Consider the following 25,670-nt stretch of genomic DNA (forward strand, 5'->3'; position numbering starts at 1 on the left):
ATTCTATCCTGCTCGTTGGATGACGATGTCATCGACCCATGTACGTGCCAAATGGTCCGTTTGCAGCACGTTATCAAGGGTTAAAGGGGCATCAATAAGGTCGCCTGCGGCCTCAAACCTGTCCAGAACGGTCTCGACTATGTCGGCCATCTGAAGGAAACCGATTTCACGCGCAATGAACCGATCCAACGCCCGTTCTTTGGCGGCGTTGAATACAGCACCTGACAGGCCACCGCGTTCCATCACGGCGCGTGCCAAGCGCAGCGCGGGATACCGCGCCTCATCAGGTTCATTGAACCTAAGCTGCTTCAGTTTTCCAAGATCCAGTCGTTCGACCGGCAAGTCCTTCCGATCGGGCCAGTGCAAAGCGTACCCGATGGCATGGCGCATATCTGGGGCGCCCATATGGGCCATGACAGCGCCGTCCTGGAACCCGACCAGAGCGTGAACGATGGATTCCGGGTGCACCAGCACTTCGATCTGATCCGGAGACACGCCGAAGAATTCTTTGGTTTCAATCAGCTCCAGCGCTTTGTTGAACATAGACGCGCTGTCGATTGTGATCCGCTGCCCCATATCCCAGTTCGGATGGCTCGAGGCTTGCTCAACCGTCGCATGTGCCAGTTTGCTCAGTGGCCAGTCACGGAACGCGCCGCCACTTGCTGTGATGATGATACGCTCGACCGCGGCCATATCCTCGCCGACAAGCGCCTGAAAAACGGCCGAGTGTTCGCTGTCGACCGGCAAAAGCCGCGCATTGTTCGCCTTGGCAGTCTCAAGAACCAACGCACCGGCGCAGACAAGCGTTTCCTTATTGGCCAACGCCAGCGTGCCGCCCTGCCTGAGCACTTCAAGACCAGGCTCTAAACCGGCTGCACCGACAATGGCCGACATAACCCAATCGGCAGGCCGCGCTGCAGCTTCTGTCAGCGCATTTTGACCGGCAGCCACTTCGACGCCCGAACCCGCAAGGGCCGCGCGCAGATCATCCAGCCGATTTTCATAGGCCGTAACCGCCACATCTGCGTTCAAACGCCGGGCATCTTCCGCCATTTTTTCGATATTCGCCCCACCCGTCAGAGCGACGACGTCATAGGACGCGGGGTCGCGATCAATCAGATCAATCGTGTTCTGTCCAATTGATCCGGTCGCGCCGAAGATTGAGATTTTGCGCATCACATCGCTCCGGGGGAATAGAGAATCCCGGCTATCAAAACGAACAAGGCCGCACCCATCATGCCGTCAAAGCGATCCAGAAACCCGCCATGCCCTGGGATCAAGTTCGAGCTGTCTTTGACCCCAAACTTGCGCTTTGTCGCGCTTTCGACAATGTCCCCAGCCTGACTGGCCATCGACGCAAGTACCGAAATCACCACAAACATGACGCCAAAACCGGCATTCACGGCAAAGATCATGCCAACCACAGCTGCTGCAGCCCACCCGCCTGCAGTGCCCGACCATGTTTTCTTTGGGCTGACCTTTGGCCAGAATTTAGGGCCGCCAAAGGTTTTGCCAACAAAGTATCCCGCAACATCCGTTGCCACGACCACCGAGATCAGCCAGACCATCCAGCCGAACCCCATGTTCTCGCGGATTGAGATGAAGCCCAGACCCGACGCAGCGATCCAGAGAGCAAAGAGTGCGTAGATACCCTTGGATCGACTGATTTGCCCTGCCCCGACCAATGCCGGTGCAAGCAGGAATGGCAACGTATAAAGCGGCGGAAGATGATAGCTGAGCACGACCGCAACACCGGTGAGAATGCCCAACTGGATCGCGATACCATTGCGGTCCGGATCGATCATCCGCACCAGTTCCCAGGTCATCAAGCCGCAGGCGATTGCAATAAAGGCTTCGAACCACAGCCCGCCCAGCCACACTTCGACTGAACCGATGCACACAAGCACCGCGGCAGACAGAACACGGGCGGTTAGGTCAGACCATCGGCCCTCACTCATGCCGGAACCGCTCCGAACCGCCGGTCACGGCTTCCAAAGTTTCGGCACAGCCGTTCCAATTCGGCCGAGGTGAAGTCGGGCCATAGCGTGTCGATGAATTCGTATTCCGAATAGGCGGATTGCCACAAAAGAAAGTTGGATATACGGGCTTCGCCACTGGTTCGGATCACCAAATCCGGGTCGGGAAGAACATGCGTATCCAAATACTTGGGCAGAGTTTCCTCATCCACGTCATCGGGTCGCAGGCGGCCTTCGGCCACGTCACGCGCCAGCCGTTTGGTCGCCCGGGCAACCTCATCCCGCCCGCCGTAATTCAACGCAATGGTCAAGTGCACCAGATCGTTGTGCTGGGTTGCTACCTCCAAAGTGTCCATCAGTTCGGTCAGCTTGGAATCCAGACGAACCCGATCGCCGATAAAGCGCACGCGCACACCGGCTTTGGTCAGGTTGCGAGCTTCCTTGATGATGTACCGTCGAAACAGGCTCATCAATCCGGCGACTTCAACCTGGGTCCGTTTCCAGTTTTCAGTCGAAAAAGCAAATACTGTCAGATACTTGATACCCAACCCCGGACAGGCCTCGACTACTTCCCTTACCCGCCGGGCACCGGCCTGATGCCCAAACAGCCTGGGCCGGTTGCGCGCCTGAGCCCAACGACCGTTGCCATCCATGATGATGGCGACGTGGCGTGGTCCGGTAGCGGGTGAGGGTTGCGACGTGTCAGGCATTTCGTGGATCAGACCTGCATGATCTCTGCCTGCTTGGTTTCAAGCGCGGCATCTACGTTCTTGATCATCTGGTCGGTCAGGTCCTGGACTTCGCTTTCCCAGAACTTCTGATCGTCTTCTGACATGCCGTCAGCTTTGGCTTTCTTGATCTGATCCATGCCATCGCGACGGACGTTACGGATCGAAACACGGGCGTGCTCGGCATATTGCCCGGCAACCTTACCCAGCTCGCGGCGGCGTTCTTCGTTCAATTCGGGGATTGGCAGCATGATGATTGTGCCGTTCAGCTGGGGGTTGATACCCAGACCGCTTTCGCGGATGGCTTTCTCGACCTTGCCGACAAGGCCTTTGTCCCAAACATTCACCGTCACCATGCGTGGCTCGGGGACGTTTACGGTGCCGACCTGATTGATCGGGGTCATCGACCCATAAGCGTCAACCATGACCGGTTCCAACATCGAGGCCGACGCGCGGCCCGTTCGCAACGAGGCGAACTCGGTTCTCAGGTTGCCCATCGCGCCTTCCATGCGGCGCTTCAGATCGTCGGTGTCCAGTTCAAAATCGTCAGACATGCTGCTCACTCCCCGTCTTCAGGTGCTGTTTGCATGGCTCATAGTCCATCGCAATTGGGATGTATAGCAATGATGATCTGGAATTGAGCCAATGACCAGAGGTGTTTCTGGCATTTTCAGGTTCTTTCAATGGCAACTGAACCGGCCAACATTGATGTCAGCCGGTTCGACCATGTGCATAGGAATCAGGCGTTTACATCGACAACAACACGGCCTTTGACCTGCCCTTTTAGGATATCCGTACCCAATTGAGGCAGATCGCCCAGGGTTGCGGGATGAACCATTGCCTCAAGCTTGTCCATCGGCAGGTCGGTTGCGACGCGTTGCCATGCGCGAACCCGGTTGTCATAGGGCTGCATCACACTATCGATGCCCAGCAGGCTGACACCGCGCAACAGGAACGGAATGACGCTGGCAGGCAGCCCTGCCCCTCCGGCCAGACCAACGGCTGCGACTGAGGCACCGTATTTCATCTGACCCAGCACACGGGCCAACATCTCGCCACCCACCGCGTCAATGCACCCGGCCCAGGACTCGCTTTCCAACGGGCGTTTCACGGTTTCATTGAGATCTTCTCGTGGGACAATCGTGGTGGCGCCCAATGATTTCAGGTAGTCACCCGCCTCTGGCCGGCCGGTCACGGCAGCCACCTCATAGCCCAAATTGGCCAGAATGGCAGTCGCAACCGAACCAACACCGCCAGCGGCCCCGGTAACTAGCACCGGACCATGTCCCGGCTGCATGCCTTGATCCTCAAGCGCCATAACCGCCAACATCGCTGTGAAACCGGCAGTGCCCACTGCCATGGCCTGACGTGTGTCCAGACCTTCCGGCAAGGGAACCAGCCAATCCGCCAGGGCGTTGGCTTTCTGGGAATACCCACCCCAATGCGCTTCACCTACGCGCCAGCCAGTCAGAACGACCTTGTCGCCCGGCTTATAGCGATCGTCCGAGGACGCCTCGACCGTGCCGCTGTAGTCAACGCCGGGCACGTGCGGATAGCTGCGTACCAGCCCGCCGCCCTTCGGCGACATGCAAAGGCCGTCTTTGTAGTTTACGGTTGAATACTCAACAGCGATTGTCACTTCGCCATGGGGCAGATCCCCATCGGAAAGCTTTTTGACCGAAGCGCTTGCCAGTCCGCTGTCTTCGTCCTTATCCATTACCAAAGCATTGAACATTTCAACTTTCCTTTCGTTTTCAATCAGTCATCAGCCTTTGCTGATCTGAGATATGCCGTTCAAATCCAGAATTTGTCTCGTACGACTGCGCCGCGCATCCCGTCCGGAGTTTCTACTTCGATCCGTGTGCCGGGCTCCCAATGGCTCAGTTTGACCATTCCTATGGAGACGTTTGTGTTGAAATCAGGGGACCATGCGGCCGACGTGATCTGACCAATCCTCTTGCCGCCCGCAACAATCGGCCAAGGGCGATCGCATGGTGGCACGGCGTCACCGTCGATTGCGATTGGACGGATTTGCTGAACCGGACCCTCCTTAGCCACGCGCAGCAGCGCGTCTCGGCCAATACACCCGATCGCCGTATGCGTGTTGCAGAACTTGCCCAGTCCGCATTCATGCGGCGTGTTGTCGTCGGTCATATCGTTGCCGTATGACAATAACCCACCCTCAATCCGTTCGATCAGATTTGGACAGCCCGCACGGACTTGCAGGTCTTCGCCCGCCGCAAACAGCGCATTCCACAAGGGCATACCGATGTCCGAACCCTCGACATAGATTTCGAAACCACCTTGTTTGGAATAACCAGACCGTGCGATTGCGAGTTCACACCCCTCGAACTCGAACTTGTCGAACTTAAAAAAGCGAATGTCACGCACCCGGTCGCCAAAAACACGGGCCAGCAGGTCATTCGCCTTCGGCCCCTGTATTGCCAGCGGAGACACATCGGGTTCGTCGACCAGCACATCCAGGCGGTATCCGTTGGCAATGCCCTTGACCCAAAGCAGCAAGTCACTGTCGGCAATCGAAATCCACCACCGATCTTCCGAGAGCTTCACCGCCACAGGATCATTCAGCATTCCGCCTGTTTCATCGACAATGGGAACGTAAAAGCACTGGCCGGGCAACATCCTCCGCAGGTCCCGTGGCGTCAGCATTTGCATCAGCCGCGCGGCATCCGGCCCACGCAGTTCGACCTGCCGTTCACATGAGACATCCCAAACCTGCACATGGCTTTTCAAGTGCCGGTAGTCTGCTTCGACGGATTCAAAAACAGTGGGCAATAACATACGGTTATAGACCGTATATCCTTTAACCCCAGCAGCTTCGACACCATCCGAAAAAGGTGTTCGGCGCAGGCGACGCGAGAGTGAGATCTGAGCCACTTAAGCCTCCTCAGGCAGAAAAACCAGATCGCTCACCGGAGCGGCCGAACCCGTCTCAGTCAGCATCTGATGAAGCTGGCCCCGGTGATGTGTTTGGTGGTTGAAAAAATGAATGACGCATTGCGCATACGGTTTCGTGACATCGGCTTCTTTGGCGGCCGAGAACCATGTGAACGGGCCGCGCAGGTCCTCGTCATTCAAGGACGCGGCCCATTGGGTTGTCCGCTGGTCAATCTGATCGCGCAGCGGCAACCATTCTGCCAGATCGATACACAATGAAGAGCTTTCCGGGATGCCGCCGCCGGGACCCTGCCCCTTGTCGAACCGCGACATCCATATCCAGTCCCCCCAAAGCAGATGATTTGCCGTGCCCAGGATCGAACCAAAAAACGCTCCGCGCTCGCGGGTCAGTTCCTCATTCGAAAGTGCCGCAAGGAACCCCTTCAACTGACTGTTTTGCCAGTGATTATACCGAGCCATTTCTTGCGCGTAGCCGGCGGTGATCATCACTTTGGTCCGTGCCAGTCAATTGGACAGATTTCGGCAGATTTTCCGCCAAAATCCCAGACACGGCCGTAGTCGCGCACCTTGGACTTGGTGCCGCGGGCCACGATGATGTCCGGACCCATCCAATATTTCGAGTTTGACACCATGACCGGGTGGTCCGGATCTTTGCCGCCGAGCATCTCAATCTCACCCTGAATTTTGCGGCCAATCGCGATGCGGCGTTTGTTGCCGTCGCGCTCAATCTGAACCGGAGCGCGCTCGGCCCCGATAATCTCGCTGACCAGCATGGTAAACAAACCGGTGGTCCCGCCTGCCTGACCGCTGAAGATTTGCAACAGCCCGTTGTAGGCCTTGCCGCTGGCACGCTCATCGACATAAGCGGCCACTTTCCACTGCCCTTCGCCCATTCGGCCCGGAATATCGACCAGCAACCCGACGTTCAGACCGGACAGGTCTTCGCCTTCATAGTGGCCCTCATCAACGATAATACCCATCCACGCGTGGCAATGCCCCTCAGTCGGAGGATGCGCGCCCAATGAAACCACGCAGGGGCAGAACACATCGCATGAGCAGTTCAGGATCAATTCGCCTTTGATTGCCCAATCTGTCGGGCTCATCTCGCGCCGCTTGGGGTTGGGCATACGGCTATCAATGCGCTGACTAATCGGCAACTTGTCGGCCTCGGGTTTTCTGTTCTTAGCCATAGGCTTATCCTCCGTAGCTTATTGGATAGACGAGCAGAACAAGGCCGCCCGCAATCAATGCAAATCCCATCGGTCGGGTCACTGCGTGCCCGATCTGGGGTAGTTTCTCCAAAACCATGAACAGGGTCGCGAGACCCATCCACAACAGGCTCATGACACCGCCAACAAAGCCGAGCGCCATGAAGCCCCAGCAGCAGCCCACACAGAATGCGCCCAGCCCCAGCCCCATACGCATTCCGCCAGTGAACCCGGTTTTCCAGTGCCCCAGAAAATAGGTCATGGGGGCATGGCAGACGCCATGGCAGACCTCTTTCGCGCGGGTGAACTGAAATGCGCCGACGGCGATCATCAAGCCGCCTGCGAAATACCCGGATTTACCAATGCCCAGCATGTCAACGACCCCACCAAACAATAGCGCCAACTGAATACCGGTGATCAAAGCTGCAAAGCCAACCCAGACGACCAGATACCCGGACAGAACACCCGACCAACCTGCGCGCGAGCCATTGGCGCTGCGGATCAGATCGTCATAGCTGCGCAACGTCGGCACGAGCGTCGGCAGCATCATCGCCGCCATCATGATAGCCCACATCCAGAACAGCGGGCCAAACTCGGCCATGGGCATATACATGTCCATGCGCGGGTCCATGGCCGCCATGGCCTGACCCATTGGGCCGGGGCGACCAATCCAATCCAGATCCATGTCGCGATTCATGGTGAACATGACCCACCACGCGGACAGGATCAGGGCATAAAACCCCAGCCAAAATGCAGTGCGTAGAACTGTGCGACTCACGCGCTCCTCCCGACTCAGTCCTTGCTTTTCAAATGTCAGACTTTTAAATGTCAGACAAATAAAAATTCACCAACGGTCCCCAGAATATGAAAATTGACCCCAAGAAGCCTGCTGATCTGTCTGCGCAGATCGCTCAGGCCATTCGTGACGCAATCATCTCGGGCGAATTGATCGTGGATGAACGTTTGCCCTCCGAGGCAGAATTGTCCGAGCAATTCCAGGTATCTCGCCCAACCGTGCGGGAGGCATTGAAGCGTCTAGCAGCGCAATCCCTGATCCGCACGCAACGCGGCGCAAGCGGTGGTGCATTTGTGAACCGGTTGAGTTTTGAGGGCGCGTATTCCCAACAGATCACGACCTCGACCCTGCTACTGTCGATGAATGCAGTCAGTTTCGACACCGCCTGCGAAGCGCGCTTCGCGCTCGAACGCGCCTGCGCCGCCTTGTCCGCACAGCGCCGTACAGCGGATCAGTTGGCCACCATGCGTGCCGAAGTTCACCGCCAATCCCAACCCGGCCTGACGGATGAGGCATTCTGCGCCTCTGACGTGGCGTTTCACCGGGCACTGGTTGATGGTGCAGGCAATCCCGTGCTGTCTTATCAACTGGCCGGCGCGGTCGAAGCCATGCAGCCATTGATGAACATGATCACCTTCACAGCGCGGTCCCGGGAAGCAATTATTGCCTTCCACAATCAAATCGCCAATGCCCTGGAAGATCGCGACTCGACCAAAGTGGACACGACGCTAGTTGAGCTTGAGAGCTACACAAGGCAATTGGCGCAAAACGTGGCGCAGCAGCGACGTAATCCGGCGTAAGGAAAATGAAATGACTACCGCTTTGAACGTGATTGCAGCCCTCATGACCATTGGGTTCGGCCTATTCGGATTTCTGGCGCCCAGCTTTACCTTGGGCGCGCTGGATTTGAGCACCACCAACAGCAACATGGGGCTGAGCGAGATGCGTGCTTCGGTCGGCGGGCTTTTCGTCGTCACTGGCGTGGCTGTTTTGTTCCTCAACAACCCGATGGCCTACGCCATGCTGGGGGTTGTCTACGCGGGCGCGGCATTGGGCCGGTTTGTTTCGGTTTTTCTGGACAACCCACCACTGGTCAAGGCGGCTACTTTTGGTGGAATCGAACTGGTCCTTGCACTTTGGCTGATACTGGCCAACATCAACAGGGCCACTTAACCCGCTGTAATTGCTTAGTACACCCGATTCAATTCCCAGTTTGCATCTGCTCGCACGCTCACCTATATAGGGTATGTCCTTCGGGACTATGGACATAAACGCGCTCGTAATAAGCGGATCGGACCCGGGGGCGGTACCCGGCGGCTCCACCAACATCCTTCATTTGGGGATCATGGGGCCGAAATAGGATCGACGAACGTCTAAAGGGGTTAGCTTTGTCTCGGCGGGGTGCCACCGTATCGGCCCGAAAAGTACAATTGCAAATGACAATCGTGCTCCGGTTGCAGTTGCTGCGTAAGCAGTAGCAAGACCGAAACTTAAGCCCTTGCGCCTAGCCGCGTAAGGCGGGGTTCGCAGGTACCTGGCAACAGAAACCTGCACTTTCCACTTAAAGTCTGAGTTTTTTGCTGAGCATGTTCATGTTCAGAGTTTTTTCACTATTTGGTCTCATGCTGACCCCAGCAGAATAAGGAGAGCTGGGATGTCGCACGCAGATCTACTCAGAGAGTGGTATTCCGAAGTTTGGGAAAACGGCAATACAGACGCTATTGACCAGTATTTTGCCCCCGAAGCCATGGCCGAAGGGCTTATTCCGGAAATGCAGGTCGGTGCGGATGATTTCCGGGATCTGGTCATGGCCTTTCGCCATATCCTTGGGGACATTCAGGTCGATATGCCCAAAATCATCGAAAACGGCGATTGGGTATCCGCCATCATTCACCTGCGCACAACGCGCGCCGATAATGGTGCCCCGCTTCAAGCCACGGGCAGCGTCATGGGGCGAATTAAAAACGGACGCATGGTTGAAGCGTATAACCAGTTCGATTTCATCTCACTCTTCGAACAGCTCGGCCAGTTCCCGCAGGACACATTGCCTGTGTGTATGACCGGTCAAAGGCTGGATTGGGCTTGACCATATAAGCAATCTTGACCCCCTCAGCGCTTACGCGGTAGCAAGTGCCATGGGGTAAGATTGCGAACACCCCGTGAGGCGTCAGCCCAAGTTTCGCATGTATCCGACAAAACCAGGAGACATGCTGTGCCCGCACCAAACTCGATCACCCCAAAGCAATTGTTAAGACTGATCGGCAAGCCGCAATCCCCCATACTGATCGACATCTGTATGGATGCGGATTTTGAGGCTGACCCCTATCTTATCCCCGGCTCAATACGCCATCCTGCGAAGGATATCGAAGGGCTGGTCAACCTGATCGGTGACCGACCTGCAGTCGTGATTTGCCAGAAAGGCAAGAAGCTCAGCCAGGCCGTCGTCTCGTGGTTGCGAGGCGAAGGTGTAAAAGCCGAGTATCTTGAAGGCGGCATGTTTGCGTGGCGAGACATGCCAGACGCTCCGCGTGTGCCTGCGAAGGCGTTTTCGATGCTGCAGCCCGAAGGATCCCTTTGGGTGACCCGACACCGCCCAAAGATCGATCGCATCGCCTGCCCCTGGCTGATCCGGCGGTTTGTGGACCCAAATGCCCGGTTCCTGTTTGTTGCCCCGTCGGAAGTCGCAGCCACCGCTGCAATATTTGACGCGACCCCTTTTGACATCGAAGGCGCTCATTGGAGCCACCGGCAAGACAAATGCACCTTTGACACTATGCTGGACGAATTCGCATTGCACACGCCCGCGCTGGATCGGCTTGCAACTGTCATTCGGGGCGCAGACACCAATCGCCATGACCTTGTACCAGAAGCTGCCGGGTTGCTTGCGGTCTCTGTCGGATTGTCCCGGCAATACCGTGACGATCACGAAAACCTTGCTGCAGGAATGCACCTGTATGATGCGCTGTATCGTTGGGCGCGCGACGGGTTTGAAGAACAACACGACTGGCCGACGGATCGCAAGTCATGACCCCGACACTATCGGAGCTGGTCCGTATCTTTGGGCGCATCGGTTTGTTGTCCTTTGGGGGGCCTGCGGCGCAAATCTCACTGATGCATCAGGAACTGGTGGAAAAACGCCCGTGGCTGGACGAGCAATCGTATCTGCGGGCGCTGTCTCTTTGCATGCTATTGCCTGGTCCCGAGGCCATGCAACTTGCCACATATGCCGGCTGGCGCCTGCGCGGCGTGACCGGAGGGTTGATCGCCGGCGGCCTGTTCGTCATCCCTGGCGCGCTGATTATCGCCGTTTTGGTCGGGCTTTATGCAGCTTTCGGGGACCTGCCACTGGTTCAGGCCGCTTTCCTTGGTGTGAAGGCAACTGTAATCATCATTGTCCTTCAGGCACTTAGAAACCTGTCATGCAAAGCCCTGACCGATGTGGAGCACCGGGCAATAGCCGGATTGGGTTTTGTCGCAATCTTTGCCTTTAACCTGCCTTTTCCCTTGATCATTCTGGCCGCAGCGCTTTGGGGGTATCTGAGCTTCAAGGGTCAGGCCAACACCGCCCAAACACCCCCCGCCCCAAGTGCGACGCGCCCGCTGCGTACCTGCGCCATCTGGCTGACCCTATGGCTTGGCCCATTGGTGTTGCTGAGCGTGACTGGTCAGAAATTGCTGAGCGATCTCGGGTGGTTCTTTGCCCGCCTGGCCGTTGTTACGTTCGGCGGCGCTTATGCGGTTCTGGCATATATGACCCAAACCGTCGTGGACAAATATCAGTGGATCAGCACAGATCAGATGATTGATGCGCTGGGGCTGGCCGAAACAACGCCGGGACCTCTGATACTGGTGACACAATTTGTGGCCATGCTGACGGGACAGATTTCGGGCGGCATCCCTTTGGCACTTGCCGCCGGCGCGGTGGCACTTTGGGCCACCTTTGTCCCGTGTTTCCTGTGGATCTTCCTAGCCGCACCATATCTGGACCAGCTGGCCGCCCGTCCACGGCTGTCCGCAGCCCTACACGGGATAACAGCAGCGGTTGTCGGCGTGATTCTCAACCTTTCCGTGTGGTTTGCTCTTAACGTTCTTTTCGGAACAATCCCGGAATTGGCATGGGGACCCCTAACCATCCCATGGCCCGAACTTGCGACACTGAACACAAAAGCGCTGGTTTTGACGTTCATGGCCGGGGTGTTGATATTCAAGCTAAAATTCGGCATGGGAATGACCTTGGCCCTGATGGCCGTGGCCGGAGTCGGTTTTCATTATCTTTGAACAATCCACCCCCTCCCGGTCTTTCGTTTCCGAACGAATCCCCTATGCTTGGGGTAACCACTTTTGAGGATGACACATGTCGCAGGACATTGACTATGGAACCCTGATGCACACCGCCATGCGCGGCCTCATTCAGAAAGTTCTGACCAACGTTTCTGAAAACGGTCTGCCTGGGGCGCATCATTTCTTTATCACGTTCGATACACGGCAGGACGGAGTTGAAATAGCTGACTGGTTGCGCGAACGCTATCCCGAAGAAATGACTGTCGTAATGCAGCACTGGTTCGAAAACCTCGAGGTCGGCGACAACGGCTTTGCGATTACACTGAATTTCGGTGACGCGCCCGAACCGCTTTATATTCCGTATGATGCGATCAAAACCTTCGTGGACCCGTCGGTTGAATTCGGGTTGCGTTTCGAGAGCCCCGAAGACGAAGAAGAGGTTGCGACCCATATCGTCGAAGAATCGATTGAGGTTGAGGAAACTCCGGTCCAGCAAGACGCGGATGTCGTTTCACTGGACAGTTTCAGAAAGTAAGCTCAGACTTACAAACCCCGCCTCTCGCGGGGTTTACTGTTTTTCGAGGAACGTATCGACCGAGCGGGATTTAATCCCATTACGGAACCGCGAAAAGGACAGGTTAAGCCCACCGTCGGCCAGCGTGCGATCGAACTGCTGCAATTCATAGCCACCGTTTTCATCAATGAACAACGAGAACACCGTCAGAGTCTCGCCCTCGATCCGGCCCCAGACGAACGGTTCACCCTGCATTGGGTCCAGGGGCACCTCGTGACCAAACACATTGCGCTTCATCGCCGCTGAATACACGTCTGACCTGTCAGATTGCTTGAAATCGATCGAGAAGGACTGATCTTTGACCCGGCCATCCGGCTTATAGGTCGTGGTCTTCCAACTGACGTTGAACCCTTCTTTGGTTTCATGGATCGAAACGCTCATATCGCGTGGGGTTTCGGTACCATCATCGTCAACTAAATTGGCTGAACCGACGTAATCCCCGATAAAGGGCGTGATGTCCCCGGCCTGGGCCTGAAGATTGGCAAAGACAAGCCAGAATACGGCACCCACCGCGAATGCGATAAGCCGCAGCGGATTAACCCCGTTAAATTGCAGCACCTGACCCTCCAGCGTTTTGATCTTGCTATTCTACCCCAGTCACAGGCGCACACAATGGTCCTAGTACCTGTGTATCAAAGAAAAATGCGCCGCTTCAACGCCTATACCTTTGGTCGGCTTACGCTTATGGTGCGCGCAACTGGCCGATTGCGCGATGACGCCGTCACGGGTAAACGGCATACGACTGCATACTAGACGGAGTGACCGATGTCCCAGACCCGCACCGAATCCGACAGCTTTGGCCCGTTGGAAGTTCCCGCCGACAAGTATTGGGGTGCACAAACTCAACGCTCGATCATGAACTTTCCGATCGGCTGGGAAAAGCAACCCGTCGCCATCGTGCGTGCGCTGGGCGTCATCAAAAAGGCCTGTGCTATGGAGAACAAAGCCATCGGCAAGCTGGATGCCAAGATCGCCGACGCTGTTATTCAGGCCGCGGGCGAAGTGATTGAGGGTAAGTTTGACGACAACTTCCCGCTGGTCGTGTGGCAAACCGGTTCGGGTACTCAGTCGAACATGAACTCGAACGAAGTAATCGCCAATCGCGCGATTGAGATCATGGGCGGTGTGATCGGCTCGAAAGAGCCTGTGCACCCGAACGATCACTGCAATATGGGGCAATCGTCGAACGACACTTTCCCGACCGCAATGCATATCGCTACCGCGATGAGCGTGCGCGACGTATTGCTGCCCGGGCTCGAGAAATTTGCATCGGCACTGGAAGCGAAAGCCAAGGAATTCGCCGGGATCATCAAGATCGGTCGTACACATACGCAAGACGCGACCCCACTGACGCTGGAGCAGGAATTCGGCGGCTATGCGCACCAGATCCGCCAAGGAATCGCCCGGGTCGAAGCCGCGATGCCTGGCATCTATGAACTGGCGCAAGGCGGCACCGCTGTCGGCACCGGTCTGAACACGCATGATGGCTGGGATGAGGCCGTCGCCAAGAACATGGCCGACATCACCGGCCTGCCCTTCGTTACCGCGCCCAACAAGTTCGAAGCGCTCGCTGCCCATGATGCCATGGTCTTCCTATCAGGTGCGCTGGCGACCATTGCTGGCTCTTGCTACAAAATCGCCAACGACATCCGGTTCCTGGGCTCTGGCCCGCGGTCTGGCTTGGGTGAGTTGATCCTGCCAGAGAATGAGCCGGGTTCGTCGATCATGCCCGGCAAGGTGAACCCGACACAGGCCGAAGCGCTGACACAGGTGGCCGCACATGTAATAGGCAACGATGCAGCGATGAAGTTTGCGGGTTCGCAGGGGCATTTCCAGCTGAACGTCTACAACCCGATGATGTCGTACAACTTGCTGCAATCTATTCAGCTGCTGGGCGATGCCACCGACAGCTTTACCGAGCGTATGCTGCTGGGCATCAAGGCCAATGAACCACGCATCGATAAGCTGATGAAGGAATCCCTGATGCTGGTCACGGCGCTGGCTCCGACCATCGGTTACGACAACGCCACCACTGTCGCCAAAACGGCGCATAAGAACGGCACGACCCTCAAGGAAGAGGCCATTGCGCTGGGCTTTGTCGATGAGGAGACATTCGATGCGGTCGTACGCCCCGAACACATGATCGGCCCCAAATGATCGCGAGGCGTAAGTCTGCCTGCCTGTGCCTGCTAATCGCAGGCACAGCGACCTCAGCTCAGGCTGACCTGTTCAACCTGATCGACTCTCGGCTGGAATGGATGCAGGACGTTGCTGCGTTCAAACACGCCAATGACCGCCCGGTCGAAGACCTCGAGCGTGAAAAAGTCGTAGTTGACAAGACCTTGGAACAAGCAGCGCTTTCGGGCATTGACCCGGACAGCGCGCAGCTGTTTTTCGAAGTGCAGATCGAAGCCGCGAAAGAGATTCAATCCTGTTGGATTGAACGGTGGACCAAAGACCAAACCTCTGTTCCCGAAAGCTATGCGGACCTGACAACCGAGGTACGCCCTGCACTGTTAGATCTGGGCGGGCAAATCCTTGAGACATTGTCGGATCAACCACCGGTCTCAACAGCGTCGCAGGCCGATTTTCTGGACACCGTGAATGTCGAATGCCTTTCAGATGACAGCCGTGCGGAATTGTTCGATAGTCTGACCAAAGTGAGACATGCGCAATGACGGAACCGGTCAATCTGAACAAGTTTCGAAAAGAAAAAGCGCGGACCGAAAGCAAGGCCCGTGCTGACCAAAATGCCGTCGCTTTTGGCCGCACCAAGGCCGAAAAGGATCTAGCAAAAAAGCAGAAACACAAGCTGCGCCAGGACCATGAAGGCTATAAGTTGGACAAATGAGCGGACGCCCGGTCAAACGATCCCTGACGCTGAAAGGCCATCGGACATCCGTATCGCTGGAAGATGAATTCTGGCAGGCGTTCCGGACCATTGCCAAGGAAAAAAACCTACCGATCAACGCTCTGGCGGCCGAAATTGATGTCGAGCGTGACCCGGACATCGGACTTGCATCGGCCATACGGGTTTTCATTCTGAACTGGTATCAATCCAAGTAAATCAGTCTTGCTCTGACATCCAGAAACCGCTTACAGTAAGGGGGAACAAAAGGAGTACGAAGCGGTGGTTGATACAGTTCTAGGTCCAGACGGAAAACCACGCTGCGCCTGGTGTCAGGCCGCGCCCGAATTCTTTGACTACCACGATCAGGAATGGGGGTATCCGGTTGGTGACGACCAACGCCTGTTTGAAAAGCTCTGCCTAGAAAGCTTTCAGTCCGGCCTAAGCTGGCGCACAATCCTGTCCAAACGCGAGAATTTTCGGAAGGCTTTCAAAGCTTTTGATGTCAACGCAGTAGCCGCGTTTGATGATGCAGATACACAGCGCTTGTTACAAGATGCAGGGATTGTGCGACATCGTGGAAAGATCGAGGCCGTGATTAACAACGCACGTCGCGCGCAAGAGTTAATCGCTGCCGAAGGGTCTCTGGCGGCATATGTATGGCGATACGAGGCGGACTCACCGCCTGCCCCGCAAACCGCTTCAACGTCGCCAGAATCTGTGGCGATGTCGAAAGACCTGAAAAAACGGGGCTGGAAGTTTGTCGGGCCGACGACCGTATTTGCCTTTATGCAGGCAATGGGGCTGTTGAATGATCACGCCGAAGGTTGCGTCATGCGTGAAAAAGCGGCGCAGTTGCGCCGCGAATTCACCAAACCCCAATAGTGTTTAGATTGACGCACGGAAAATCTTGTCGATGTTTCCGCCCAAGGCCGCGTTGAACTCGGCATCTGATTGCTTTTTTGACAATCCTTCGGTCAACGCGCGCGAGAAGGACGCGATCATCTTACCATTCTGGCCCAGCAGATCGCAGGCCTGTTCCGTCGAATAACCGCCCGACAGTGCAACCACGCGCAGAACACGCGGATGATCGGCCAATTCGTCATAGAGGTTAGCTCGGTTAGGGATCGTCAGCTTGAGCATGATGTCCTGTCCGTCAGCCAATTGATCAAGGTTTTTCAGGATTTCAGCCTTCAGGATGTCTTCGGCTTCGGCTTTGGTGGCGGAGTTGATGTTCACCTCGGGCTCAACAATCGGAACCATTCCGGAAGCCACGACTTCACGCGCAACGTCGAACTGCTGTGCAACAACCGCCGCGATGCCTTCGGCGTTTGCCTCATGAATGACCGAGCGCTCCTTGGTTCCGAAAACACCATCGGCTTTGGCCAATGTTGCGGCCAGACCCGGGATGGGTTTCATCATCTGAACGCCATTCGCTTCGTCTTCCAAACCTTTGTCAATCTTGAGGAAAGGTACAATGCCTTTCACTGACCACAAGTAGTCGGCGACCTTCTGATCATCAATTTGCTCGCCCAGAGTGCGTTCGAACAGGATCGCGCCGATCACTTTGTCCTTGGTGAAATCATCCGCCAGAATGATCCGCGCGCGCATTTTCTGGATTTCACCGAACATCTCTTCGTCCGAGCCGTATTCAGATGCGTCAACGCCATAAAGCGCCAGCGCCTTGGGGGTCGAGCCACCGCTTTGATCCAATGCTGCGATGAATCCTGCGCCGTCGGACATTTGTGTGCGCTGTTCTGCTGATGACATAAGACTTTCCCGTTCAATATGATTCCGCGATTTCAAACCGCATACAGCAAGGCGTGATAGGATGGTAGTTTGTTAGCGCTCAACCAAGCGCAACCAAATTCCGTCTTTCGATCGGACGGTCAAATGCGCGACCGGAATGGGCGTTTGTCCCGCGACCAACTCGAACCGGAAGTGTCGCAGCAGCATGGATAACAGAAGCGGCCCCTCGATCATGGCGAACCCAGTACCGGGACATACGCGGGACCCTGTCGAGAATGGAATGTACGCGTTGCGCTGACAGGTCTTTCCATTCTCAGTTCCCCACCGGGTCGGATCGAACTCGTCGGGACGGTCCCAGAGCCTTTCCTGCCGATGCAGATGCCACGGACTGATCACGATTTGCGACCCTTCGGGGACATCCCTGTCCCGGAAATGTTCGGGGCATGTCGCCTCGCGCACCATCATCGGCACGGGCGGGTAAAGCCGCAGCGCTTCGCGAAACACATCCCTGCTGAGCTTTAGCCGCGACAATACAGAAAAATCAGGCGAGTCGAACGCCACAGCTTCCTCAGCCAGCCTGTCCTGCCATTCGGGATACATTGCAATCAGGTACAGCGTCCAGGCCAGTGCGGACGCGCTGGTTTCGTGCCCGGCAAGAAAGAAGATCGCCACCTGATCAACCATTTCCTGCGTGTCAAACCTACGCCCGGTTTCGGGATCACGCGTGGTCATGATCTTGGTTGCCAGATCATTCGGCGCGCTACCACGAGCGATCAGTTCAGCCCGGTCCGCCGTAAGTCGCTGGATTAGCGCCCTGATATCCTTTGCATTCTTCTTGGTGCGCCACGAATGCAGTCGTGGCAACCACTTTGGCAGGGGGACAAAGGCCGCAATGTTCAGAATGGGTTGTTCACGCTGATAGCTGCGAAACTTGTCAAACACCTGAGCGGCGATTTCGTGTTCGATGGGCACCGAAAACAAAGTGCGAAAGATGACATCCGCCGCGATATGGCTGGTGACCTCTTCAAATTCAACAACACCACCTGCCTGCGTGCGCAACCGATCCACGCCCGCTTGACCAGCCGCATGCATTGCTGGAAACGTATCTTTCAAACGGCCGCCTTCAAACGCCGGATCAATGATCCTGCGCTGCCTCTTCCAGGTGTCCCCGTTGGTCAGGAAGACAGAGTCCCCCAGCAACGGACGCAGCCCCTCACTTATGCGGTTAGATTTGGGGAAATCATCAGGGCGTTTTTTCAGAACTGTGTCGATCAATTCTGGCTGATTCACCAAGTATGATCGAAAGAACGGCGTGCGAAATTCGGCCATCCAGGCGCGGTACAGCCTATGGGGTTGGGCTGACAGAACGTCCTTGCGAAACAACCTCAGATACCGCCAAAGCGATACTTTATCAGGGCGTGAAGGTGGCTTGGGCGGCGTCATGCCGTCACCGAACTGTATTTTGAAACCGGCTTTTCCACCCGCGACTTAGAAGGCGCCCGGCCCTTGAACCTCTGCCCAAGCGTCAGTGGGCCGGCGGTGATGCGGAAATAATCATAACGATCCGGCTTGTCGAAGGAGCAGAGATACTGGAAATGCAGGCGGAAGAATTTCCAACGCAATGCTTGCCATCGCTCGGGGGACAGGGTCTGCGTGAAGGCCGCAGACAGAACCAGCGGCCATTTCTTTTCGGCGGTGGCGACACCGCTGACGGAAACCGGATCGCACAGCGCAAAAGAACAGCCATCGCCGGGGGCCGAGACGTCGACCCAGGTCAGGCCTTCCTGCGTGGACAAGAATTGCAAATCTGCCCTCAATTCACGGGCTTGGGGCAGAAAAGATACCATCGGCACGACCTGTCCCAACGTTAGGAACGAAAATACAGGGCCGTCATCACGTTGACTGTTGTCGCGGATAACATCGGCCAGAACGCTGACACCCAGATGGGCCCCTGAGCTATGCCCGACGACCAGCACCTCGTCTGCGTCTGAATTCAGCGCCTCTTGGATCAACGCACCGAATGCACGCAGGCGATTGCGCAATTCAACTGGCGTCGCCCCTTTGAGTTTTGCGGAATAGGCATAATCATGCATCAGGTAATAGGCAAAAAGCTGACCGTCTTGCCGGCGAAACCAGCGCAACAGACCGTAAGCGGCCACAACCGCAAGGATTACGCCCATCCATCCGATAAACGGCATTAAAACCCATGTCATGGCCCCGGCTAGCAAGATCGCCAACAGCAGTTGAGCCAGCAACATTCCAACCGGATATAGTGCGGCAACCACCGGCCCCTTGCGCAACCGCATCAGGCGCCACAGTGTTCCTGTCGACATATAGATCCACGCGGTCCGCACCAGTTGCAGATAGGTCGCTGGGATCGAGTTGGACATGCTGTCACGAACCAGGTCCGACCAGACAAGAACATCCACATCAACGTGAACTTCGGTCCCGTCCTGACGTGAAGTGACATGCCACCCATAAGGGCCATCGCCAGACTTGGCGGACGTCGAAATTTCATAACCGGAAATCTCGGCCTGCAGCTTGCCTTCGGTTCGATACAGCTCCCGATATCGCCGCGGCGGAATCGGGTCGTAGCCGGGTATATAGAATACCCGGCGTTTACACACCCGAGGTTGATTTTTCTGACTGCTCATGGCCTTACCTTCTGCGGCGCAGGTTAACCCAGCAATGGGGCCAAGGTAAGTCAGATCAGCAGATCATCCAAAATTCGCCAGCGCCGGGAATGTCTCTAACAGCCACCAGCTGAATTCAGTGAACAGACCGGTGATCAGCATGATGCCCACGAACAGTAACAAGCCACCCATCACCTTTTCGATCGTGCCCATGTATGGCTTGATCCGATTCATCACCGACATCGACCGGTTCAGGAACATCGCAGCCAGCAGAAATGGAATACCCAGGCCCGCCGCATAGACGCCCAACAACAGGGTTCCCCGCGCGACCGAGGCCTCGGACGCGGCCAGTGACAAGATCGCCCCCAGCTGCGGCCCAATGCACGGTGTCCATCCAAACGCAAAGGCCAGACCAAGGATATAAGCGCCAAACACTGATCCACCAGAATCACCGGTCTCAATCCGCGCTTCGCGGTCCAGAAACGGGATACGGAAGACGTTCAGAAAATGCAGGCCAAAGACGATGACCACTGCGCCAGAGATCTTTGCGAACAACACCTGGTTCTGCAGGACAAACACCCCGAAGGCAGAAGCGGTGAAACCCAGCAACAAAAACACCGTAGACAGGCCCAGAACAAAGAACAGGGCGGCCAAGGTTGCCTTGCGGCGTGCTTTCGCCTCATCCTGCATCTCGTTGATCGTCACGCCGCTCATATAAGCCAGGTATGGCGGAACGATGGGCAGAACGCAGGGCGACAGAAAGCTGATCAATCCGCCCAACATCGCGATGAACATGGCAGGCAGCAGGCCCGCGTCTATGATATCTATTCCGAACATGTCTCAGCACATATGGTATGAGACGGCCAACGTCACGGGGCCATTCGGTCACATCCTCGTGGTTGCATGCTGGACACCCTGCCCAGTTGGAAATATCTGAACCTTATGTCAAATCCGCCTGAAACACTCGATGCGTTGGGTCTGTTGTGCCCTCTGCCCGTCCTGAAAGCGCGCAAGCGTTTGAAATCCATGCCTGCCGGGGCCGTTTTGCGCGTGCTGGCAGATGATCCTGCCGCCATAATTGATGTCCCGCATTTCTGTTCTGAAAGCGGGCACCAATTGCTGTCGCAGGAAGACGCAGACGGCCATCAGATCTATTTGATCCAGAAATCTCACTAAGACCGGCCAAAAAGAAAAAGGCGGGCACATGGCCCGCCTTTTCTTGTTACTGACCCAGTGACCACCAGCCACGCCGTTTGGGTTTGGCGGGCTGCTCCGGCTCTTCGGCTACGACCTCCAGAACCGGCTCAGGGGCTTCTTCAACCATGATGTCCGCTGGTTTCTGCGGGTCTTCTGCGATCACCTCAGCCACAGGTTCGGGTTGTTCAGCCTCTGCAGGTTCAACCTGTTCTTCACCGACGCTTTCCGCCTCGGGCGCGGGCTGCTCTGCCGCGGTTTCAGTTTGTTCAACTTTTTCGGCAGTTTCGACAGGGGCTTCAACAGGTGCGTCTGTCGCGCCAGTTTCCTCGGCCGGTGCTTCAGGGCTTGCGGCCTGAGCATCCTTGCTCACAACAGCTTCAGCGGCGACTTCTTCCGTAGCTTCAACAGGTTCCGCGTCCTTCTTCTTGCGGCGCGGTGCACGGCGACGCTTGGGCTTGGCCGCTTTTTCTTCTTCGGCAGGCTCAGGTGCTTCACCCTCAGGCTTTACGTCATCCGCCGCTTCGGTTTTGGCTTCATCCGATTCCTCGGACGCCGCCGCGTTACCCTCTTCAGCGTTCACCTCAGGGGTTTCGTCAGAACCATTGCTCTTCTTCCGACGGCGGCGACGACGCTTGCGCTTGGGCTTAGCCTCCTCTTCGGCCTGAACGGTGGTTTCCTCTTCGACCGGCTCTTCCTCGCTGGCGTCGACAAGATCCATCAGGGACGCATCCACGGAAACAACGGGTGCGCTGGCTTCGGGTACAATCCGGCTTGCCGTCTTGAATTTCTCCATCGAGAAATCCGGGCTGACCAGATGTACGTCGCCTTCAACACGTACAGACAGGCCATAACGGGCCTCAATCTGTGCGATATGCTCGCGTTTCTGGTTCATCAGAAAGTTGGCGATGCTGACTGGGCAACGAACAAGCACCTCGCGTGAGCGGCGGCGGGTGCCCTCTTCTTCGATTTGACGCAAGATGGTCAGCGCCATGTTGTCGTCCGAGCGGATCAGGCCAGTGCCATGACAGGCCGGGCATGGCTGTGTGGTCGCCTCCAACATCCCAGGACGAAGACGTTGGCGGCTCATCTCCATCAGGCCAAAGCCCGAGATGCGGCCGACCTGAATGCGCGCACGGTCTGTTTTTAGCCGTTCCTTCATACGCTTTTCGACGGCCAGATTGTTCTTGCGCTCGTCCATATCGATGAAGTCGATGACGATCAGGCCTGCCAAATCACGCAGGCGCAGCTGGCGCGCAACCTCTTCTGCGGCCTCAAGGTTGGTCTTGAGCGCGGTTTCCTCGATTGAACCCTCTTTGGTCGCCCGACCCGAGTTCACATCAATCGCGACCAGCGCTTCGGTCACGCCGATCACGATATATCCGCCCGATTTCAGCTGAACGGTCGGGTTGAACATTCCGGCCAGATAGCTTTCGACCTGATAGCGCGCGAACAAAGGCAGCGCGTCTTCATACCGTTTCACATTCTTCGCGTGTGAAGGCATGATCATCTTCATGAAGTCTTTGGCGATGCGATAACCGCCTTCACCTTCGACCAGAACCTCATCAATTTCGCGATTATAGAGATCGCGGATCGACCGTTTGATCAGATCGCCTTCTTCATAGATTTTCGCCGGCGCAATGGATTTCAGCGTCAACTCGCGGATCTGCTCCCACATGCGTTGCAGGTATTCATAGTCTCGCTTGATCTCGGATTTCGTCCGCTTGGCACCGGCTGTCCGGATAATCAGACCCGCACCGGTCGGAACGTCAATTTCCGCAGCAATTTCCTTGAGTTTTTTACGGTCCGGCGCATTGGTAATTTTGCGGCTGATCCCGCCACCACGCGCCGTGTTAGGCATCAGAACGCAATACCGACCTGCCAGAGACAAGTAGGTGGTCAGAGCAGCACCCTTGTTGCCACGCTCTTCCTTTACGACCTGGACCAGCAAGACCTGGCGGACCTTGATGACCTCCTGAATCTTATAGCGACGTGGCCGCGGCTTGCGCGCCGGGCGAATGTCCTCGCTGTCATCTTCGTCCGCGACAGATTCGATTGAATCGTCCTTCGAGGTCGCATCAGCCCGCGCTTCGACATCGGACTTTTCGTCATCTTCAGACGTGGTGTCCTCAGAGGCTTCCGCCTCTTCAACGGCTGCCTCTGGTTCGTCACCGCCAACCTCAGAATCTTCAACAGACTCCTCTGCGGCAGCTTTGACAGAGTCATGCTGAGTACCATCGGCGGCTGCTTCCTCTGCTTCTGCAGGGGCTTCGGCCACTTCCTCGACCTCAGCAGCACCTTCTGCTTCTGCCACAACCTCGGCATCAACTGGCTCTTCCGAAGATTCAGCTTCAATAGGTTGTTCTTTGGTTTCTTCGGCATCGACCGGCTCTTCCACCGGAGTTTCAGCCACACGATCAGCCGGAGAGGTGCCTTCCGGAACCGACATGTCGGCCCCTTCTTCACCTTCGTCCAGATCGATGGTTTCCATGCCGGTGGGTTCGGATGAAACCTCGATCGACTCTACGGCATCATCGGATTTTACATCCGCAGCCTTCGTGCGAGAACGCGAGCGACGCTTTTTAGGCTTCGACTCTTCGGCTTCATCCCGCGCCTTCATTGCCTCGGCATAGGCGCGCTCTTCTTCCATCAGCGCTTCGCGATCTGCGACCGGGATTTGATAATAGTCCGGATGGATTTCCGAAAACGCCAGGAAACCGTGCCGGTTCCCGCCGTAATCCACAAAAGCCGCCTGTAGGGACGGTTCGACCCGGGTTACTTTTGCAAGATAGATGTTGCCAGCAAGCTGGCGTTTGTTTTCGGATTCAAAGTCGAACTCCTCAACCTTGTTTCCGTCAACCACCACGACGCGGGTTTCCTCCGCGTGGGTGGCATCGATAAGCATTTTCTTAGCCATTTGTCCTTGGTGCACCGCGCCAAACGCGTTGTCCTTACCCGTCCGGGGGGACGGGCGCTTTTGGGGTGGTGTCTTGTCAGGGCGATTTCGGACGGCGCGCGGCAGGGTCTGGCGCGGTGGCCCCCTGCCCGTATACTCAATCGTTGCGCGCGCGTCATCGCGGTTCTTCTCCGACAGGCGCAGATCTAACCGCTGCCTGCCCATTTATTCCTTTCACCCGCTTTTGCGAGCTCAGGCGTTCAGCTGCCCCCTTGGGGGCATAATCGGTCTGCTTTGCCTTGCGGGATTGATCACCATCAACGACAGAGCAGCGAAACTCAAAGATTCGGGACTTTTGGGCGCAAATTAGCCCTGCCCGTCCAGATACAATAAAAGCAGTCCTGTGGAAAACACAATGGGCAAACTGCGAGAAGAACAACACAAAGCCCCGGGATCGCTTCATCTGGCCAAAAATATCCCGGGGGTGATTTGAACCGTAGGCTCAAAAGGGGGCTGGCCCCCTCTCTTTCTTACAAATAGTCCGAGCGCTGCAGCCCGTATTTCGCCATCTTCTCGTTCAAGGTCCGACGTGGCAAACAAAGTTCGTCCATCACAGATGCAATCGAGCCCTTATGCCGCCGCATCGTGTTGTCGATCAGCATCCGCTCGAACGCCTCGACATATTCCTTGAGCGGCTTGCCTTCGGTCGTCATCACCGGCTGCATTTCTTCATGATCGGACATTAGCAGCGACGCAATCGTTCCCGACCCGCGGCGTGATTGCAGAACGGCCCGTTCCGCAATGTTGATCAATTGCCGCACATTGCCCGGCCACGGCGCTTGCAAAAGCTGAGCCGCTTCCTGTGCACTTACCTGTGGCGCGTCACAGCCGTACTCTTCAGAAAACTGCTCGCTCAAACGGGTGAAAAGCGTCAGGATATCCTCGCCACGCTGACGCAAAGGCGGCATAGTGATCCGCAACGCAGCTAGACGATAGAACAGGTCCGGGCGCAGAACGTCTTCGCTGGTCTTGCCTGCTTCTTGCAGGTTCGAAATTGCGATGATCCGGGTTTCCGCCGGCGTTCCTTGATCGTTCATCACGCTCAGTAACCGGGCCTGCAGCGTATCGCTCAACGCCTCTACGTCTTCCAGCACAAGTGTACCGCCCCGCGCCTCTTCGATCGCAGGCAATTGCGCGTCTTCCGGCATCATTGGGCCAAACAGGCGTTTCGACAGCGCCTCTTCCTCAAGCGCTGCACAAGACACCAGAACGAACTTCTTGCCAGCACGGCTGCCAACCGCGTGCAACGCGTGAGCCACGAGTGTCTTACCAGTGCCGGTCTCTCCATCGATCAGTACATGGCCATCGGCCTGACCCAGATCGAGGATATCTTCGCGCAGACGTTCCATGACCGGGCTGGCGCCGATCAACTTGTTCATGATCTGGGTACCGCCCGACAACTCACGCCGAAGGGCACGGTTGTCCAGGGTCAGTCGGCGCGCGTTGCTGGCCCGTTTGGCCAGTTCCGACATGCGATCAGGGTTAAAGGGCTTTTCTAGGAAATCAAACGCCCCAACGCGCATCGCTTCTACCGCCATCGGCACATCGCCATGACCGGTGATCATGATGACCGGCAACGTACTGTCGGCGCCCATAAGCTTTTTCAGGAGCTGAATGCCGTCCATGCCGGGCATTTTGATATCCGAGATCACGATACCAGGATATTCCGGTCCCAACACTTTCAGCGCGTCCTCGGCGCTGGCGAAGGTTTCCGTGTCATATCCCGACAGTGCCAGCCATTGGCTGATCGACTGGCGCATGTCCTGTTCGTCATCCACAATGGCGATCTTCATGGCCTGTGCCATAGT

Annotated in this window: 28 protein-coding genes and 1 other RNA gene; 13 read left to right on the top strand and 16 right to left on the bottom strand. The window is 56.4% G+C overall.

Annotated elements, in window-relative coordinates; all coding sequences use genetic code 11:
- Window positions 1-3: 3 nt before the first annotated feature.
- The 9 genes from dxr to AC2FI9_RS01835 form a co-directional block, all read right to left on the bottom strand.
- Window positions 4-1,176, bottom strand: a complete 1,173-nt coding sequence (gene dxr, locus AC2FI9_RS01795; protein WP_496765008.1) for a 1-deoxy-D-xylulose-5-phosphate reductoisomerase — start codon at window positions 1,174-1,176, stop codon at window positions 4-6.
- A complete protein-coding gene (locus AC2FI9_RS01800; RefSeq protein WP_496765012.1) occupies window positions 1,176-1,958 on the bottom strand; it encodes a phosphatidate cytidylyltransferase in 783 nt (260 codons plus the stop codon). The genes dxr and AC2FI9_RS01800 overlap by 1 nt, the downstream gene beginning before the upstream one ends.
- A complete protein-coding gene (gene uppS / locus AC2FI9_RS01805; RefSeq protein ID WP_496722744.1) occupies window positions 1,955-2,686 on the bottom strand; it encodes a polyprenyl diphosphate synthase in 732 nt (243 codons plus the stop codon). The genes AC2FI9_RS01800 and uppS overlap by 4 nt, the downstream gene beginning before the upstream one ends.
- A gap of 8 nt (window positions 2,687-2,694) precedes the next feature.
- Window positions 2,695-3,258 carry a ribosome recycling factor gene (gene frr / locus AC2FI9_RS01810; RefSeq protein ID WP_496722742.1) on the bottom strand — a complete coding sequence of 188 codons (564 nt, stop codon included), beginning with the start codon at window positions 3,256-3,258 and terminating at the stop codon, window positions 2,695-2,697.
- A gap of 185 nt (window positions 3,259-3,443) precedes the next feature.
- Window positions 3,444-4,439, bottom strand: a complete 996-nt coding sequence (gene acuI / locus AC2FI9_RS01815) for an acryloyl-CoA reductase (RefSeq protein WP_496765015.1) — start codon at window positions 4,437-4,439, stop codon at window positions 3,444-3,446.
- A 59-nt stretch (window positions 4,440-4,498) separates the two neighbouring features.
- Window positions 4,499-5,602: a dimethylsulfoniopropionate demethylase gene (locus AC2FI9_RS01820; protein ID WP_496765020.1), complete on the bottom strand. Its 1,104-nt coding sequence runs from the start codon at window positions 5,600-5,602 to the stop codon at window positions 4,499-4,501.
- Entirely contained in the window at window positions 5,603-6,109 is a 507-nt protein-coding gene (locus tag AC2FI9_RS01825; protein ID WP_496765025.1) for a DinB family protein, read from the bottom strand.
- The gene (locus tag AC2FI9_RS01830) at window positions 6,109-6,813 is read right to left on the bottom strand and encodes a DUF1326 domain-containing protein (protein WP_496722732.1); all 705 of its coding nucleotides are present in this window, start codon (window positions 6,811-6,813) and stop codon (window positions 6,109-6,111) included. Before AC2FI9_RS01830 ends, AC2FI9_RS01825 begins: the two co-directional genes overlap by 1 nt.
- 4 nt (window positions 6,814-6,817) lie before the next feature.
- Window positions 6,818-7,609, bottom strand: coding sequence for a DUF2182 domain-containing protein (locus tag AC2FI9_RS01835; protein ID WP_496765029.1), 792 nt, complete (start codon window positions 7,607-7,609; stop codon window positions 6,818-6,820).
- A gap of 86 nt (window positions 7,610-7,695) precedes the next feature.
- Here AC2FI9_RS01835 and AC2FI9_RS01840 point away from each other — a divergent pair, with 86 nt between their 5' ends.
- From AC2FI9_RS01840 to AC2FI9_RS01870, 7 genes are all read left to right on the top strand, one after another.
- Complete coding sequence (locus tag AC2FI9_RS01840; protein ID WP_496765035.1) at window positions 7,696-8,427, top strand: FadR/GntR family transcriptional regulator; 732 nt, start codon at window positions 7,696-7,698, stop codon at window positions 8,425-8,427.
- A gap of 10 nt (window positions 8,428-8,437) precedes the next feature.
- Window positions 8,438-8,800, top strand: a complete 363-nt coding sequence (locus AC2FI9_RS01845) for a DUF4345 family protein (protein WP_496722729.1) — start codon at window positions 8,438-8,440, stop codon at window positions 8,798-8,800.
- A 36-nt stretch (window positions 8,801-8,836) separates the two neighbouring features.
- Window positions 8,837-9,182, top strand: a transfer-messenger RNA (tmRNA) gene (gene ssrA / locus AC2FI9_RS01850).
- Window positions 9,183-9,281: 99 nt separating this feature from the next.
- Window positions 9,282-9,713, top strand: coding sequence for an ester cyclase (locus tag AC2FI9_RS01855; protein ID WP_282168355.1), 432 nt, complete (start codon window positions 9,282-9,284; stop codon window positions 9,711-9,713).
- A 126-nt stretch (window positions 9,714-9,839) separates the two neighbouring features.
- Window positions 9,840-10,655, top strand: coding sequence for a chromate resistance protein ChrB domain-containing protein (locus AC2FI9_RS01860; protein ID WP_496765038.1), 816 nt, complete (start codon window positions 9,840-9,842; stop codon window positions 10,653-10,655).
- Window positions 10,652-11,905 carry a chromate efflux transporter gene (gene chrA, locus AC2FI9_RS01865; RefSeq protein ID WP_496765041.1) on the top strand — a complete coding sequence of 418 codons (1,254 nt, stop codon included), beginning with the start codon at window positions 10,652-10,654 and terminating at the stop codon, window positions 11,903-11,905. The genes AC2FI9_RS01860 and chrA overlap by 4 nt, the downstream gene beginning before the upstream one ends.
- 76 nt (window positions 11,906-11,981) lie before the next feature.
- On the top strand, window positions 11,982-12,443 hold the full coding sequence (locus AC2FI9_RS01870) for an SspB family protein (RefSeq protein ID WP_496765043.1): 462 nt from the start codon (window positions 11,982-11,984) through the stop codon (window positions 12,441-12,443).
- A 33-nt stretch (window positions 12,444-12,476) separates the two neighbouring features.
- On the opposite strand, the gene AC2FI9_RS01875 is transcribed toward AC2FI9_RS01870, so the two are convergent.
- Window positions 12,477-13,040 carry a hypothetical protein gene (locus tag AC2FI9_RS01875; protein ID WP_496765046.1) on the bottom strand — a complete coding sequence of 188 codons (564 nt, stop codon included), beginning with the start codon at window positions 13,038-13,040 and terminating at the stop codon, window positions 12,477-12,479.
- A gap of 207 nt (window positions 13,041-13,247) precedes the next feature.
- Here AC2FI9_RS01875 and fumC point away from each other — a divergent pair, with 207 nt between their 5' ends.
- The 5 genes from fumC (at window position 13,248) to AC2FI9_RS01900 (ending at window position 16,215) form a co-directional block, all read left to right on the top strand.
- On the top strand, window positions 13,248-14,639 hold the full coding sequence (gene fumC, locus AC2FI9_RS01880; protein WP_109311562.1) for a class II fumarate hydratase: 1,392 nt from the start codon (window positions 13,248-13,250) through the stop codon (window positions 14,637-14,639).
- Window positions 14,636-15,160, top strand: coding sequence for a gamma subclass chorismate mutase AroQ (gene aroQ, locus AC2FI9_RS01885; RefSeq protein ID WP_496765048.1), 525 nt, complete (start codon window positions 14,636-14,638; stop codon window positions 15,158-15,160). The genes fumC and aroQ overlap by 4 nt, the downstream gene beginning before the upstream one ends.
- The gene (locus AC2FI9_RS01890; RefSeq protein WP_496765050.1) at window positions 15,157-15,333 is read left to right on the top strand and encodes a DUF4169 family protein; all 177 of its coding nucleotides are present in this window, start codon (window positions 15,157-15,159) and stop codon (window positions 15,331-15,333) included. Before aroQ ends, AC2FI9_RS01890 begins: the two co-directional genes overlap by 4 nt.
- Window positions 15,330-15,548, top strand: coding sequence for a ribbon-helix-helix domain-containing protein (locus AC2FI9_RS01895; RefSeq protein ID WP_496739939.1), 219 nt, complete (start codon window positions 15,330-15,332; stop codon window positions 15,546-15,548). The genes AC2FI9_RS01890 and AC2FI9_RS01895 overlap by 4 nt, the downstream gene beginning before the upstream one ends.
- A gap of 64 nt (window positions 15,549-15,612) precedes the next feature.
- A complete protein-coding gene (locus tag AC2FI9_RS01900) occupies window positions 15,613-16,215 on the top strand; it encodes a DNA-3-methyladenine glycosylase I (RefSeq protein WP_496765052.1) in 603 nt (200 codons plus the stop codon).
- Between the two features lie 3 nt (window positions 16,216-16,218).
- On the opposite strand, the gene AC2FI9_RS01905 is transcribed toward AC2FI9_RS01900, so the two are convergent.
- The 4 genes from AC2FI9_RS01905 to AC2FI9_RS01920 all read right to left on the bottom strand — a co-directional run bounded on the left by AC2FI9_RS01905 (window position 16,219) and on the right by AC2FI9_RS01920 (window position 20,549).
- On the bottom strand, window positions 16,219-17,100 hold the full coding sequence (locus AC2FI9_RS01905; RefSeq protein WP_496765057.1) for a fructose bisphosphate aldolase: 882 nt from the start codon (window positions 17,098-17,100) through the stop codon (window positions 16,219-16,221).
- A 72-nt stretch (window positions 17,101-17,172) separates the two neighbouring features.
- Window positions 17,173-18,522: a cytochrome P450 gene (locus AC2FI9_RS01910; protein WP_496765062.1), complete on the bottom strand. Its 1,350-nt coding sequence runs from the start codon at window positions 18,520-18,522 to the stop codon at window positions 17,173-17,175.
- The gene (locus tag AC2FI9_RS01915) at window positions 18,519-19,733 is read right to left on the bottom strand and encodes a hypothetical protein (protein ID WP_496765065.1); all 1,215 of its coding nucleotides are present in this window, start codon (window positions 19,731-19,733) and stop codon (window positions 18,519-18,521) included. Before AC2FI9_RS01915 ends, AC2FI9_RS01910 begins: the two co-directional genes overlap by 4 nt.
- 63 nt (window positions 19,734-19,796) lie before the next feature.
- Window positions 19,797-20,549 (bottom strand): cytochrome c biogenesis CcdA family protein, encoded by a 753-nt coding sequence (locus AC2FI9_RS01920; protein ID WP_058271899.1) that lies wholly within the window; start codon window positions 20,547-20,549, stop codon window positions 19,797-19,799.
- Between the two features lie 105 nt (window positions 20,550-20,654).
- Here AC2FI9_RS01920 and AC2FI9_RS01925 point away from each other — a divergent pair, with 105 nt between their 5' ends.
- The gene (locus AC2FI9_RS01925) at window positions 20,655-20,888 is read left to right on the top strand and encodes a sulfurtransferase TusA family protein (RefSeq protein ID WP_058271547.1); all 234 of its coding nucleotides are present in this window, start codon (window positions 20,655-20,657) and stop codon (window positions 20,886-20,888) included.
- A gap of 46 nt (window positions 20,889-20,934) precedes the next feature.
- Here the strand turns inward: AC2FI9_RS01925 and AC2FI9_RS01930 are convergent, their stop codons facing one another.
- On the bottom strand, window positions 20,935-23,823 hold the full coding sequence (locus AC2FI9_RS01930; RefSeq protein ID WP_496765351.1) for an Rne/Rng family ribonuclease: 2,889 nt from the start codon (window positions 23,821-23,823) through the stop codon (window positions 20,935-20,937).
- 509 nt (window positions 23,824-24,332) lie between these two features.
- Window positions 24,333-25,667 (bottom strand): sigma-54-dependent transcriptional regulator, encoded by a 1,335-nt coding sequence (locus AC2FI9_RS01935; RefSeq protein WP_496722971.1) that lies wholly within the window; start codon window positions 25,665-25,667, stop codon window positions 24,333-24,335.
- Window positions 25,668-25,670 lie beyond the last annotated feature (3 nt).

The organism is Ruegeria sp. CDSA246, from assembly GCF_059611225.1.